Consider the following 13,769-nt stretch of genomic DNA (forward strand, 5'->3'; position numbering starts at 1 on the left):
GTAGTGTGCTTTCTATAATTGAGAGATTGAACTCTCAAAACTGAACAAAGTGTCAAAACGTACGTCATGTAAAAATCCTTAGAAAGGAGGTGATCCAGCCGCACCTTCCGATACGGCTACCTTGTTACGACTTCACCCCAATCATCTGTCCCACCTTAGGCGGCTAGCTCCTTACGGTTACTCCACCGACTTCGGGTGTTACAAACTCTCGTGGTGTGACGGGCGGTGTGTACAAGGCCCGGGAACGTATTCACCGCGGCATGCTGATCCGCGATTACTAGCGATTCCAGCTTCATGTAGGCGAGTTGCAGCCTACAATCCGAACTGAGAATGGTTTTATGGGATTGGCTTGACCTCGCGGTCTTGCAGCCCTTTGTACCATCCATTGTAGCACGTGTGTAGCCCAGGTCATAAGGGGCATGATGATTTGACGTCATCCCCACCTTCCTCCGGTTTGTCACCGGCAGTCACCTTAGAGTGCCCAACTAAATGCTGGCAACTAAGATCAAGGGTTGCGCTCGTTGCGGGACTTAACCCAACATCTCACGACACGAGCTGACGACAACCATGCACCACCTGTCACTCTGTCCCCCGAAGGGGAACGCTCTATCTCTAGAGTTGTCAGAGGATGTCAAGACCTGGTAAGGTTCTTCGCGTTGCTTCGAATTAAACCACATGCTCCACCGCTTGTGCGGGCCCCCGTCAATTCCTTTGAGTTTCAGTCTTGCGACCGTACTCCCCAGGCGGAGTGCTTAATGCGTTAGCTGCAGCACTAAAGGGCGGAAACCCTCTAACACTTAGCACTCATCGTTTACGGCGTGGACTACCAGGGTATCTAATCCTGTTTGCTCCCCACGCTTTCGCGCCTCAGCGTCAGTTACAGACCAAAAAGCCGCCTTCGCCACTGGTGTTCCTCCACATCTCTACGCATTTCACCGCTACACGTGGAATTCCGCTTTTCTCTTCTGCACTCAAGTTCCCCAGTTTCCAATGACCCTCCACGGTTGAGCCGTGGGCTTTCACATCAGACTTAAGAAACCGCCTGCGCGCGCTTTACGCCCAATAATTCCGGATAACGCTTGCCACCTACGTATTACCGCGGCTGCTGGCACGTAGTTAGCCGTGGCTTTCTGGTTAGGTACCGTCAAGGTACGAGCAGTTACTCTCGTACTTGTTCTTCCCTAACAACAGAGTTTTACGACCCGAAAGCCTTCATCACTCACGCGGCGTTGCTCCGTCAGACTTTCGTCCATTGCGGAAGATTCCCTACTGCTGCCTCCCGTAGGAGTCTGGGCCGTGTCTCAGTCCCAGTGTGGCCGATCACCCTCTCAGGTCGGCTATGCATCGTTGCCTTGGTGAGCCGTTACCTCACCAACTAGCTAATGCACCGCGGGCCCATCTGTAAGTGATAGCCGAAACCATCTTTCAATCATCTCCCATGAAGGAGAAGATCCTATCCGGTATTAGCTTCGGTTTCCCGAAGTTATCCCAGTCTTACAGGCAGGTTGCCCACGTGTTACTCACCCGTCCGCCGCTAACGTCATAGAAGCAAGCTTCTAATCAGTTCGCTCGACTTGCATGTATTAGGCACGCCGCCAGCGTTCATCCTGAGCCAGGATCAAACTCTCCGAAGAAATGTTTGACTTGCTCATTTAAAAAATAAAAATTAACGTTGACGTTTGTCGCTTTGTTCAGTTTTCAAAGTTCAACCGCCGCTCTTAAGCGACTTTTTAATCTTACCAGTTTATCTCTTTCTTGTCAACAACTTTTTCAAGAATTTTTTTCAAGTTTTTGATAAATTTAGTATCGCTCATCGGCGACGTATATAAATTTACCACGGATATTTTAAAGCGTCAATAGATTTTTTAAAATAAATGGTGTTTTTTTAGAAAAAGCTTTTATCAAGGATAAACCAATGCTGTCAATTTATACGTCGGGGTATCTATACATCATAGTCGAGCCGTATCAGATACCCCTTATCTCTCTATCATTTCGCCACATAGTGTCTATGGTACAAACTCTTTCCTTTGGTTTCTACTTTTTTCACCATAATGATGTCTTTTTCAATTAAAAACTCAAGCAGTATTCCTAAATCAATAGCATAAGGTCGTATTTCCGGATGATGAACAAGTTCATTAAACGTCCATTCCTGCTTTTCACTTTTCATAATATGAACAAGATGCTTCGCACCCAGTTCAGTTTTTTTATTTACTAGAAATTCACTCGCTAAGAAAAGCAGCTCTAAACGCTTACTAACCTCTTCTTGGCTAATAATTAACTCTTCGTAAAGACGATGGATTTCAGGTTCTATTTTTTTCACTTGGTTCCACACTGTCACTTCTGGGTGAAATCCATTTTCCAGTACAGACAGTCGTGCTAAATGATGAAGAGCATGAATCACATGATTGAATGCATCTAAATAATGATTAGACGTATAGAAGTCTTTTCCTTCTTTAAATCGACGAATCAGCTTAGCAAACTCGATCCCTATTCTCGTTGTCCGATCTTCTTTAGGGAAATCAATCAAGCGTTTCTTTAAGTTTTCCATATATTCATTTCGATCAAATAACACTTTACCATTTAAGATCCAATCAATAATACGGCGGTTCGTCCCATTCATAATCCATTCACTCATTTGCTGTTCAGAAGCCATATAAAGTGCTGCACGCTCATTTTCATATTCGTATTGTTTAATAAAAAGAGACGTTTCTGTCGTTTTGGTCACAATAAATAAGATAGCATCCAAATTATCCGTCACTGGAGATTCCGATTTCTTTTTTTCAATCAGCAGAATACCTAGTGTGTCTTTATTGCTGGCTCTTTCTTGGTATATTGGCCGTAAAACATCTTCCATTTTGAGCTCTCCTAACTGTAATAGACAAATATTTTTCGAAAAATTGAAGGGTATGGACTAAGATTTCTTTTTTTATTATATACGATGTATAACGGATATCCCACTCAGAATTATGGAAATCATTCAGAAAGCTCAAAAACCAACGATAATTTTCTGAAGATTCATTTTTTATTATCATTCACTGTCTCACTCTATGATATATTGGTAACAGGGGGGATACTGATGGGGATAAAGTATTCAAATAAAATTAACAAGATTCGCACGTTTGCACTCAGCCTGATCTTTGTTGGTTTCATTGTTATGTATGGGGGAATCTTCTTTCGGTCTTCAGTCTGGCTAATGACTATTTTTATGCTTCTGGGGCTGCTGTGCATCGTAGCTAGTACCGGCGTTTATTTCTGGATTGGCATGCTTTCTACAAAAGCGGTTCAAGTAACCTGCCCTACATGTCAAAAGCAAACCAAAATGCTAGGGCGCGTAGATATGTGCATGTATTGCAACGAGCCGCTTACGCTTGACCGGTCTCTTGAAGGAAAACAATTCGATGAAAAGTATAATAGAAAAAAACAAAAAGAAAGCTGATAGTATCACTACTATCAGCTTGTTAATGCGCTTTTTTAGCCGTACAATCAGGACACGTTCCGTAAATTTCCATTCGGTGGTGACTAATATCAAAGTCAGTAATATGAGCGGCCAGCTTTTCTACTTCGTCTAAACCAGGATAATGAAAATCCACAATTTTTCCGCAGCTTTCGCAAATCACATGGTAATGCTCTGTTGTAACATAATCAAACCTGCTTGATGCATCACCGTACGTTAGTTCCTTTACAATACCTACTTCGCGAAATACTCTTAAATTATTGTAAACGGTTGCTACACTCATATTTGGAAACTTACCTTCCAGCGCTTTATAAATATCATCTGCTGTTGGATGTGTCATGGAATTGATTAAATACTCTAAAATAGCATGACGTTGTGGTGTAATACGAACGCCAGTACCTTTTAACGTTTCAAGGGCTTCTTGTAAATGATTTGACACGTCATGCACCCCTCTTCTGTAAGTATTATTACTTTATAATTCTTATAATTAGTCTACATGTTTTACCCACGTTTTGTCAACTTGATGCCTATTCCTATTTTATGTAATAAGTAGAAATTATTCATATATTTTATGCAAAAAAAGAAGTGTGGAAGTCAATCCACACTTTTAAATATATTAACATCTGAGGAGGTATGCCCTACACTGATATTGTATGTTCAAAGACTAAAACTGCTCTAGTTATCTGCCTGTTTTTATGCCATTTTTTCTTTAATAAATGATAAAGCTTCTTCCACATGCCCTTTTACCCGAACCTTGCGATACTCTTTTACGAGCATTCCTTCTTTACTAATGATAAAAGTGGAGCGTTCAATGCCCATATATTCTTTTCCAAAGTTTTTTTTCAGCGTCCATACTCCATACTCTTCAGCTACGCTGTGATCTTCGTCAGCCAACAGTAAGAACGGCAGGCCGTGCTTATCAATAAACTTATGGTGTTTGTCGATTGGATCCGGGCTCACTCCTAGAATCACCGCATCTAGCTCTTCAAAATTTTCATGCTGATCTCTGAAATCACAGGCTTCTGTTGTACAGCCTGGCGTCATATCTTTCGGATAAAAATACAGCACGACGTTTTTCCCTTTCATCGAAGCGAGTGATACTTGCTCTCCATTTGTAGACATCAATACAAAATCAGGTGCTTTTTCTCCAACTACAGCTGTCATATTTATCTTCTCCTTTACGCTTTTCATTTTCTTTGAATAGCGTACCCAATATCGGATAAGATGACAAGTTTAAGTGCGGGTGACAGTTCGCATCACAAAGATTGCAGGCATAATATAGCCGATAAACGCTTCAAAAGTTGCAAACAATTTCCCAATTCCAACCGGATACATATCTCCATATCCTACTGAAAATAACGTCGCTGCGCTAAAATACATGCTGTTAAACAGCGTGTAAAAATAGTGACCTTCATGTTCAAATCCTCCGCTTAACACCGGAATACTTCCCATTTCACACACCGTATAAATAAGGCTAAATCCCAATAAAACTGTGATATATGAATAAAACAAGACAAAGAAATGACCAATTGAGAAAAAATGAAATTCTCCAAGTTCTTTTTCAAAGAGAAACTTCATACTACCAATTACAAAGACAATGATAACGAGGATTAGAAAAATTACCATCATTCTACTCCTTTAATTTATACTCTATTACCACTATACGCGCGTTCTTGTCCGTTCATTACTACTCTGAAGCCACGAAAAAGAGCAGGCATTTAATTGCCTGCTCCTCTGTATTTTTTGACACCTGTATTCCATAAGAAAATAGAGATTCCAAAAAAAACGATTCCCATCACTGGGGTTAAAAATGCATATCCGTACCATTCAGCCCTTCCTAAGAAATAAGCAGCTGGATATACGCCTACAAATGCAAAGGGAAGAATCCACGTTAAAACATATCGGATGACATTATTATAAATATCTACAGGATACCTTCCGTAGTTTCCAATATTATAAATAGTAGGCATAATAGAGGTTCTGGCATCCGACCAGAAGCCTATGCTTGCTAAGGCGATGAAAATTCCTGCGTAGACAAGCGCTCCTCCTAAAATAAATAATAGAAAAATAAAAACATCATACCACTGGAAATGAAGATGTAAAGAAGACGCAGCGTAAGCCATTACTGCAATCCCTGTGATACCACCAAACAATGATTCTAGTTCCATCCGCTCTAAAATAACTTGAAACAAACTGTGAATCGGCCGCGTTAAAATTCGGTCCATTTCGCCTTTAACAATGTAGCGCTCGTTGAAATCCCAAATGTTAAAGAAAGACGAAAAAATAGCAAAAGGGACCAAAAAGAAACCATAAATAAAGATAATTTCCTCTCGTGACCATCCGTGCAGCGACTGAGTATGTCCAAATACAACTAAAATAAAAATCAAATTAACTGTTTGAAACAATAAGTCTGAAATGATTTCAACTACCATGTCGGTGCGATACTGAAGCCGTGTTTTCATATATTGACTAATGTACTGAAAGAAAATCGAAAAATAAAACATTTTCATAGACTACCCTCCTTGAATAACCATTTTTTTCTTCGCTATGTTCCACAAACATGCAATAGGAATAAATAGAAGTCCTGACCAAACTGCTTGTGTGATAAGAGCATTTATTACTTCCTGCCCTTTAAATCCATTTGTGAAAATCATGCTAGGAATATAACTAATGGCCTGAAAAGGGAAATAGCTCATAATATGTTGCGCCCATAAAGGATAGAAACTGATGGGCAGAAGAAGTCCTGAAAACAAATCAATAACAACGCGCTTCGCTCGAATGAGTCCATCATTGTTAAAGAGAAAGAAAGTCGTGATACCCGTTAATAAATTAATTTGTGTATTAATAATGAAACTAAAAATCAAAGACAGTCCAAAATAAAGCCATGTTGCTGCATTTGCTGAGAACTGTACAGGAAATAAAAACGCGACAATAATCATACCGGGCACTGAGAAAAACAGCAGCCGAAAAATCCCTTCTCCCAGTCCTTGCATTGTTTTCATACCAAGGTAGCTATAAGGCTTAATTAACTCTACTGCCACTTTGCCATCTTTAATTTCCATTGCCATTTCACGGTCAATGTTATTAAAATAAAAGGCTCTTGCCATCCATGAAACGGCTACATACGTTGTCATTTGAATAATGGATAAGCCTTGAATATTCTCTTTTCCACCATAAATAGCGGACCATAAAAAGTAGTAAGCACCAATATTAATCGCATAAATCAATATTCCGCTGTAATAATTCGTCCGATACGCCAGCATCATTAAAAAGCGAATGCGTATCATCTCTATATATTTATCCATTCACAACACCTTCTTCATAAATGTTGCGGATGATTTCTTCCGTTGAAATTTCTTCAATGTTAATATCATTGATTTCATGCTTTGCCACCACTTTAGCAATCAGCTGTGACATTAAGTCCCCTTTATTTTGAAGCTGTGCTGTCCACAAATATTTTTGATCACCTTCAATCCAGTTAACAGGCATCCCTTGCGTCAATAGCTTCAACTGCTCTTTATTTGGCGCGGTTCCAAATTCAAACGTAACTTGTTTAAGGTCTCCCCAATTCGAACGCAGCTTTTGCAGCGAACCGTCATAAATAATACTGCCTTCATCCAGCATTACAACGCGTTCACATAAAGCTTCAATATCTGCTAAATCATGTGTCGTAAGCAAAATTGTCGTATTATATTTTTCATTAATTTCTTTTAAAAATTGGCGGATTTTTAATTTAACTAGTACATCTAAACCGATCGTCGGTTCATCTAGAAATAGAAGCGGCGGATTATGAATAAGAGCAGCAGCCAGCTCACAGCGCATTCTTTGACCTAGAGAAAGCTTTCGCACCGGCTTATCTAGTAGCGGTCCAATATCTAACGTTTGAATAACGTGCTCCATATGAGCGTTATAATCTTCATCTGATACTTTGTATACTTTTTTTAACAGGCGAAAAGATTCTTGTACAGCAATATCCCACCACAGCTGAGAGCGTTGACCAAAAACAACTCCAATCGTTTGGGCAAACTTTTCCCTTTCTTTATGAGGGTTCATGCCATTTACGGTAATGTCGCCTGAAGTAGGAGTTAAAATTCCTGTCAACATTTTGATTGTTGTCGATTTTCCCGCTCCGTTTTCTCCTATATACCCTACCATTTCCCCTTGTTTCACGGTAAACGAAATATCATTTACAGCTTTCATAACTCTATAATTTCGGGTAAATAAATCCCGGAATGCCCCTTTAAGGCCAGAGCGGCTAGAATAGGCTTTAAATTCTTTCCGAAGTTGATTCACCTCAATAGCATTTTTCATTGTATTCCCTCCGTTACGTCGACGTATTAGTGGTTTCTTTTATTGTTTCCGGCGCCCTTGCTAGCAACTCCTCCAAGAGACGAGGAACTATTTTCTAGCAGTTAGCTCACAAATTTCTATCATACACGTTCTCGAATGTTTTTCAAGAAACAAATAAGTTTGATAGAATAAAGAAGTTGAACTTTTCATTAGGAGGCATAACATGCAATTTACAAAATCAGAACAATTACACGCTGAAGCGCTCGAACATATTGTAGGCGGCGTTAACAGCCCTTCACGTTCATATAAAGCCGTAGGAGGCGGAGCACCTGTTGCAATGGAAAAGGCAAGCGGAGCTTATTTCTGGGACGTCGATGGAAATAAATATATTGACTATTTAGCAGCTTACGGTCCTATTATTACAGGACACGCTCATCCTCATATCACGAAAGCTATTACAAAAGCAGCTGAAACGGGTGTTCTTTACGGTACTCCAACTGCTCATGAAGTCACATTTGCTAAAATGCTCAAAGAAGCGATGCCCGCATTAGATAAAGTGCGCTTCGTCAACTCTGGAACAGAAGCAGTTATGACAACAATCCGTGTAGCACGAGCTTATACTGGACGCGATAAAATCATTAAATTTGCAGGTTGCTACCACGGCCATTCTGACCTTGTATTAGTAGCAGCTGGATCTGGTCCTTCTACACTCGGAACTCCTGACTCTGCTGGTGTACCAAAAAGTATCGCTAATGAAGTCATCACGGTTCCTTTTAACGATATCGAGCCTTACAAGGAAGCATTAGAAAAATGGGGCGATCAGATTGCGGCTGTTTTAGTAGAACCGATCGTTGGAAACTTCGGAATTGTTGAGCCCGAACCCGGCTTTTTAGAACAAGTAAATGAATTAACTCACGAAGCTGGAGCGCTTGTTATTTACGATGAAGTTATTACAGCGTTTCGCTTTATGTACGGTGGAGCTCAAGACTTGCTTGGTGTAAAACCTGACCTCACTGCATTTGGAAAAATCATCGGGGGCGGTCTTCCAATCGGAGCCTATGGCGGTAAGAAAGAAATCATGGAAAAAGTGGCACCACTCGGGCCCGCTTATCAAGCAGGTACAATGGCAGGAAACCCAGCTTCTATTCTTTCTGGGATTGCTTGCCTGGAAGTACTAAAGCAAGAAGGCGTTTATGAACAGCTGGATAAGCTAGGGGCGATGCTCGAAGAAGGTATTTTAAAACATGCTCGTACATATAACATGCCAATTACGATCAATCGATTAAAAGGCGCTCTTACTCTCTACTTTACAACAGAAACGGTTAAAAACTATGAACAAGCAGAAAATACAGACGGCGAGTTATTCGCACGCTTCTTTAAACTAATGCTCCACCAAGGTGTCAATTTAGCTCCTTCGAAATATGAAGCATGGTTCCTTACTACAGCTCATACAGAACAAGATATTACCGACACATTAGAAGCAGTGGAAAAAGCATTTAAACAGTTAAGTGAAGAACGCTAATTTTTACTCTAAAGCACTCGTTTGAAAATGAGTGCTTTTTTGTCTTATCTTTGGGTTTTCTTATAGAACATCCTCACCCTTCATAACCATTTCTTACACGTCATCTCCTTTTTGTCAGCCTGTCGAAAAATCCCGAGAAATACCCTTATTTTTCTGCTTGTTTTCTCTTGATATCCATTCTTAAACCTTGTATAGTATGTTATTGTTTATATTATTTCCAACAGGTTATGTAATAAAGAAGGATTGATTTTTGCAATTTATCATTTGTTTTGGGGAACATTCTTCATAACGAAAAAACTTTTTTACAGAAAGGAACTACGAACGCACATGAAACTTGGTGCCCGCATCTTAAAAACGGGAATTGCCATTACACTTTCATTGTTATTAGGTGAATTTCTAAGTTTACCATCTCCAATATTTGCGGCAATTGCGGCTGTTTTTGCAATTCAACCGTCTATTTACAGATCTTATTTAACGATATTGGAGCAAATACAGGCGAATGTGATTGGAGCTGCTTCTGCAGTTTGTTTTGGACTTATTTTTGGTACCCATCCCATCATTATTGGTTTTACCGCTGTTGTTGTCATCGCAGTCAACTTAAAATTACGTATTAATAATACAATTGGACTTGCGCTTGTGACAGTAATTGCAATCATGGAAAATCCAGGAGATAATTTCGTTGAATATGCGCTTATACGCTTTGGTACAGTGTTACTTGGTGTATTCTCAGCATTTATTGTCAATCTTATTTTTATTCCGCCAAAGTATGAAACAAAACTGTATTATAAAATTGTAAGCACAACGGAAGAAATTATTAAATGGATTCGCATGAATCTTTATCACGCATCTGAGCACACATTGTTAAAAGAAGACATTGAAAAAATGAAAGACAATATGGCGAAGATGAATCAACTTTTCGACTTTTATAAAGAAGAAAGAACTTATTCAAAGAAAAAACGTTTTGTTAAATCACGCAAGCTTGTTTTATTTCGTCAAATGATTACCGTAACAACACGGGCTCTTACAACTTTGAAACTACTTCACCGAGTAGAAAACGACCTTCAAGTCATGCCTCAGCAATTTCAAGATTTAATCAAATCTGAAGCTGAGTGTCTTCTAATGTACCATGAGCAAGTATTGTTAAAATTCATTGGGAAATTACGCGTACAGCCAACCACTACTGTACCAAACGAAGCCTGCGTTGGAAAACGAGCTTTAATCGATAAATTTATGCAGTACAAAATATACGATAATGATGAAGAGAATAAAGTTATTTATCATATATTTCCTTTAATTTCTGTTATCATTGAGTATAGTGAAGAGTTAGAACATCTTGATAAGCTGATTGATACGTTCCAAAACTATCACAAAGATGACAACTCTTTTGATATTAATCATCAGCGACAAGAGGATTAAAAAACACCCCCTATGGTGAACCATAGGGGGTGTTTTTTAAATGGTATCAAGCTGCTGAACGTTAAAGAGCTCATAGTAGTGACCTTTTTTCTTAATTAACTCTTCATGAGAACCTCGTTCGACTACTCTTCCATTTTCTAAAAGCACAATTTCATCAACATGAGTAATTGTAGATAAACGATGGGCTACAATAAAGGTGGTACGGTCTTTTGCCAGTTCAGCTAACGCTTCTTGAATATAGTGCTCGCTTTCCAAATCTAAAGCTGAAGTGGCTTCATCAAAAATAAGAATAGCCGGATTTTTTAAAAATACGCGCGAAATGGAAATACGCTGTTTTTGGCCTCCAGACAGCTTCATTCCTCGCTCTCCCACTTTTGTATCATATCCTTCGGGCAAGTTCATGATAAAATCGTGAGCATTTGCAGCTTTTGCCGCAGCGATGACTTCTTCATCTGTCGCCCCTGGCTTTCCAAGCAGTATGTTGTTTTTAACCGTGTCACTAAACAGCACCGTATCCTGCAGGACGATTCCAATCTTATCTCGCAGGCTGCGTACTTTATAAGTTTTGATATCGATGTCATCAATAAGGATTTTCCCTTCTGTCACATCGTAAAAGCGGGGAATTAAGCTGATAAGCGTGGATTTCCCTCCTCCGCTCATTCCAACAAACGCAACGGATTTTCCTTTTTCTACATCTAAATTAATATCATGAATAACAGGTTTTTCTTCTTTCTCATAAGCAAATGAAACATTCTCAAACTGAACCTTTCCATGAAGCTCAGCGCATTCTTTTGCATCTTCTTTATCCGTAATATCATATTCTTCATCAATGAACTCAAATACCCGATCCATAGATGCAACAGACTGTGTGAGGGTAGTAGATGAATTGACCAATCGACGAAGCGGATTATACAAGCGATCAATGTAGGCAACAAATGCTACCATCGTTCCTACGCTAAGACTTTCTGTGATGACTTGATATCCAGCAAATGTAATCACGATTAAAGGCGCCAAATCAGTAATGGTATTCACTACTGCAAATGTTTTTGCATTCCAATTCGTATGATTGATTGCTTTTTGTAGAAAATTTGAATTTTGCTTATCAAATTGTTTCTGCTCATGAGGCTCAATAGCAAAGCTGCGAATAACAGAGATTCCTTGAACTCTTTCATGTAAGTGACCCTGCACTTCCGCTAAGGCCTGCGAACGGACTCTGGTTAAATGGCGCAGACGACTGTAAAAATATTTTACAGAGAACGCATAAACCGGCAGCAAAATAATCGATACCAGTGTTAAAGGTACATTCATCGTAAACATAATCACAATGGCTATTACAATCGTCATCATATCAAGCCATACATTCATTAAGCCTGTGATAACAAAGTTTTTTGTTTGCTCTACATCATTGATGACTCGTGAAATCACTTCACCCGCTCGAGTATTTGCATAGTAACGTAAGCTAAGCTTTTGAATATGGCTAAACAGCTGATCTCGAATATCATATAATACTTTGCTCGATACCCACTGAGCATAATACTGCCTGTAATATTCAATGGGAGGTCTTAACACTAAAAATATAACAAACGAAATTCCCATAATCGTCACCATTTTATGAACTTTTTCAGAGGAAGACATGCCATGTCCATTTACGATATCGTCCAAAACATATTTCAAAAGCAGCGGAATTAATAAAGGAATAGCAAATTTAATAATACCAATTAATACAGTGCCGACAATTTGCCATTTGTATGGCTGTACAAACTTCATGTAGCGTCTTATACTTCCCATAAAATCTCCCCTTTCTATCTATGAGGGCAAGCTTTCTTAGTATATGTACACGCGTCGATTTTTTAGTGCTTTTATCTCTTCTAAAACATGGTGAGCATAACGCCAAAAAGAACATTATATCAAACAGTCAGCTTTAGACGGCCTAACATAATGTTCTCTAGATCATTCATCAAGAATGCCGATATGTTAAAAAACGCTCATACCAAATGTCAATGAAATCTGGAGCAAACGGGCCTTTTCGCTGTCGAATCCAACCTTTTAACTCCTCTACGTGATTATGTAAAATACGGTCAATCACTTCTGGATAATTCATTTCTTTTCGATGCTTCTCATATTCATCTTCATCAAGAAGGGTGTATGTCATATCTGGATAGACTTTGATATCTAAATCATAATCAATATATTTGAGCGCTTCATTGTCATCATAAATGAACGGCGAACTGATATTGCAGTAATAATAAATTCCATCTTCACGAATCATCCCAATGACGTTAAACCATTGCTGAGCATGAAAATAACAAATTGCAGGCTCTCTTGTGACCCATGTTCGTCCATCTGATTCTGTAACGACCGTACGATCATTTCCTCCAATCACTAAGTTATTGGTTGCTTTTAATACGGTTGTCCGATCCCACACGCGATGAATATGTCCATTATGCTTGTAGCTGTGTATTTGAATTGTTTCTCCTTCCACCGGAATTCCCATCTCCAATACCTACTTTCATTTTAGCACTTAAAAAAATTCATATAACGTCTCCATTTGTCTTATGTTTATTATAACGGTTTCTCTCTCATTTTAACACAAATGTGCTAACCTTCTTGAGTTCAAAAAAGTCACTTCCCCTACTTTTCCTTTGCTTGGCAGCCTTAAAAAAGAGAGGAAGTGACACATCAATGTTCATTAAGCAAGTGTAGAGCAAGCCCCTTCACTTTTATATGTACGAATAATGTCTTCGGTTTGTGCTTCAAACGTCAATTGAATCTCTTTTAATTTTAGCTTCATTTCACTAATTTCATCTTGCACAGAATGAAGTTTTGCTTCTTCATGAAGTTTTATTAGTTCACCTTCAATTTCCTGACAGCGCTCAATCTCAGACTGCAAAAACAGAAGTTGATCCATGGTCTCCAATTGTTGAGTCACTAGCTGATCAAATTTTTTCATACGATAGCTCCTCCCTATTTGCTTTAACCATACACGCGGCACTTCTGTTAACATTCTGTTTAGGTGAGACAGATTCCTTTGACGAGTTGTGTAAAGTTTCAAGAAGTTTTGTCATACTTTGTTGCTTTTTATATAAG

At 39.1% G+C, this 13,769-nt stretch carries 13 protein-coding genes and 1 rRNA gene; 3 read left to right on the forward strand and 11 right to left on the reverse strand.

Features of this window, described 5'->3' with window-relative positions:
- Window positions 1-82: 82 nt before the first annotated feature.
- Both ACO1DI_RS17620 and ACO1DI_RS17625 read right to left on the reverse strand, forming a co-directional pair.
- Window positions 83-1,634 (reverse strand): 16S ribosomal RNA (locus tag ACO1DI_RS17620).
- Window positions 1,635-1,987: 353 nt separating this feature from the next.
- The gene (locus ACO1DI_RS17625) at window positions 1,988-2,854 is read right to left on the reverse strand and encodes a nucleotidyltransferase-like protein (RefSeq protein ID WP_014461816.1); all 867 of its coding nucleotides are present in this window, start codon (window positions 2,852-2,854) and stop codon (window positions 1,988-1,990) included.
- Between the two features lie 222 nt (window positions 2,855-3,076).
- On the opposite strand from ACO1DI_RS17625, the gene ACO1DI_RS17630 reads away from it, so the two are divergent.
- A complete protein-coding gene (locus ACO1DI_RS17630) occupies window positions 3,077-3,436 on the forward strand; it encodes a YgzB family protein (protein ID WP_014461817.1) in 360 nt (119 codons plus the stop codon).
- Window positions 3,437-3,458: 22 nt separating this feature from the next.
- Here the strand turns inward: ACO1DI_RS17630 and perR are convergent, their stop codons facing one another.
- The 6 genes from perR to ACO1DI_RS17660 all read right to left on the reverse strand — a co-directional run bounded on the left by perR (window position 3,459) and on the right by ACO1DI_RS17660 (window position 7,765).
- Window positions 3,459-3,893, reverse strand: a complete 435-nt coding sequence (gene perR / locus ACO1DI_RS17635; RefSeq protein WP_013055172.1) for a peroxide-responsive transcriptional repressor PerR — start codon at window positions 3,891-3,893, stop codon at window positions 3,459-3,461.
- A 254-nt stretch (window positions 3,894-4,147) separates the two neighbouring features.
- A complete protein-coding gene (gene bcp, locus ACO1DI_RS17640; protein WP_423145502.1) occupies window positions 4,148-4,618 on the reverse strand; it encodes a thioredoxin-dependent thiol peroxidase in 471 nt (156 codons plus the stop codon).
- Between the two features lie 69 nt (window positions 4,619-4,687).
- Window positions 4,688-5,080 carry an ion channel gene (locus ACO1DI_RS17645; protein ID WP_013081554.1) on the reverse strand — a complete coding sequence of 131 codons (393 nt, stop codon included), beginning with the start codon at window positions 5,078-5,080 and terminating at the stop codon, window positions 4,688-4,690.
- Between the two features lie 92 nt (window positions 5,081-5,172).
- On the reverse strand, window positions 5,173-5,958 hold the full coding sequence (locus ACO1DI_RS17650) for an ABC transporter permease (protein WP_042992595.1): 786 nt from the start codon (window positions 5,956-5,958) through the stop codon (window positions 5,173-5,175).
- 9 nt (window positions 5,959-5,967) lie between these two features.
- Complete coding sequence (locus ACO1DI_RS17655; protein WP_014461819.1) at window positions 5,968-6,759, reverse strand: ABC transporter permease; 792 nt, start codon at window positions 6,757-6,759, stop codon at window positions 5,968-5,970.
- Entirely contained in the window at window positions 6,752-7,765 is a 1,014-nt protein-coding gene (locus tag ACO1DI_RS17660; RefSeq protein ID WP_014461820.1) for an ABC transporter ATP-binding protein, read from the reverse strand. The genes ACO1DI_RS17655 and ACO1DI_RS17660 overlap by 8 nt, the downstream gene beginning before the upstream one ends.
- Window positions 7,766-7,967: 202 nt before the next feature.
- Between ACO1DI_RS17660 and ACO1DI_RS17665 the strand changes: the two genes are divergently transcribed.
- Window positions 7,968-9,266 (forward strand): glutamate-1-semialdehyde 2,1-aminomutase, encoded by a 1,299-nt coding sequence (locus ACO1DI_RS17665; RefSeq protein WP_014461821.1) that lies wholly within the window; start codon window positions 7,968-7,970, stop codon window positions 9,264-9,266.
- A gap of 327 nt (window positions 9,267-9,593) precedes the next feature.
- Complete coding sequence (locus ACO1DI_RS17670; protein ID WP_014461822.1) at window positions 9,594-10,682, forward strand: FUSC family protein; 1,089 nt, start codon at window positions 9,594-9,596, stop codon at window positions 10,680-10,682.
- Window positions 10,683-10,718: 36 nt separating this feature from the next.
- Here ACO1DI_RS17670 and ACO1DI_RS17675 read toward each other — a convergent pair whose 3' ends face one another.
- The 3 genes from ACO1DI_RS17675 to ACO1DI_RS17685 form a co-directional block, all read right to left on the reverse strand.
- A complete protein-coding gene (locus ACO1DI_RS17675) occupies window positions 10,719-12,470 on the reverse strand; it encodes an ABC transporter ATP-binding protein (RefSeq protein ID WP_014461823.1) in 1,752 nt (583 codons plus the stop codon).
- Between the two features lie 169 nt (window positions 12,471-12,639).
- A complete protein-coding gene (gene ntdP / locus ACO1DI_RS17680; protein ID WP_013055163.1) occupies window positions 12,640-13,176 on the reverse strand; it encodes a nucleoside tri-diphosphate phosphatase in 537 nt (178 codons plus the stop codon).
- Window positions 13,177-13,371: 195 nt separating this feature from the next.
- Window positions 13,372-13,632, reverse strand: a complete 261-nt coding sequence (locus ACO1DI_RS17685) for a YgaB family protein (protein WP_013081548.1) — start codon at window positions 13,630-13,632, stop codon at window positions 13,372-13,374.
- Between the last annotated feature and the right edge of the window lie 137 nt (window positions 13,633-13,769).

The organism is Priestia sp. 40, assembly GCF_049368575.1.
Classification (GTDB): Bacteria; Bacillota; Bacilli; order Bacillales; family Bacillaceae_H; genus Priestia; species Priestia zanthoxyli.